Here is a 694-nt window from a genome sequence, read left to right as displayed (position 1 = left end):
CATCAAAAAGGCAAAAGACAAGACTTGACCCTACGTACGCATTCTTTGATTTTTAGCAAAAAACAGGCTGACTTTTAATTGTCGCTGTGCATGCGCTTGTTATAAGCACATTTGTTGACGCCACTGCTGCATCAACTTATAGCTAATACTATCTGTGCTATTAAGAATAGAGATGGTATCTGTCATTATAGTTTTCTGCCAATTGGCTGGGTTAGTAACGAAATCAGAGTAAAAACCAACAGGCTTCACTTTTCTAAAGTGACGGAACCACACTCCAAGATCGCATTCAGGCTTTCTGATGTAGTTATACTCACCAATAATTTCAACTAGAGCACAAGGATAATGGTGAGCAACAATGAGTACGAAATCCCCTACCTTCATTCGATGGGCAAAATCCCAATAGTCTCTTTGACTTTTTGGTATGTCAGCAGCATCTACATCAGTCAAGTCACCAGGAGGGTTTGCAAAATCAAGCCCTATGTAACCAAGGCCTAGAGATTTAACCGTATGAGCTACAGCATTCTCGCTATCATCAGGATGAAGCTGCATTCTCCAAAAGTTCATTGTTTCTCCTTGTGCTTATAACGCTTTAATTAGCCGACGCGTCAGCGGTCGGCTGCATTAATTTGTGTACGCCCAGCATGGGCATGAACTAATGAGGTGAAAGTCCTCTGGGCTTTGTTTCCTAAATCAG

At 41.6% G+C, this 694-nt stretch carries 1 protein-coding gene; it reads right to left on the bottom strand.

Features of this window, described 5'->3' with window-relative positions:
* Positions 1 to 99: 99 nt before the first annotated feature.
* Positions 100 to 564 carry a hypothetical protein gene (locus AB4371_RS21670; protein ID WP_372150652.1) on the bottom strand — a complete coding sequence of 155 codons (465 nt, stop codon included), beginning with the start codon at positions 562 to 564 and terminating at the stop codon, positions 100 to 102.
* Between the last annotated feature and the right edge of the window lie 130 nt (positions 565 to 694).

It is taken from the genome of Vibrio sp. 10N.261.51.A3, from assembly GCF_041471965.1.
Lineage (GTDB): Bacteria > Pseudomonadota > Gammaproteobacteria > Enterobacterales > Vibrionaceae > Vibrio > Vibrio crassostreae_C.
This window is presented reverse-complemented; position numbering and strand designations above follow the sequence as displayed.

Excerpts from the sequence above, each read along its gene's own strand:
- AB4371_RS21670 (WP_372150652.1), bottom strand. The coding sequence starts at position 564 with ATGAACTTTTGGAGAATGCAGCTTCATCCTGATGATAGCGAGAATGCT.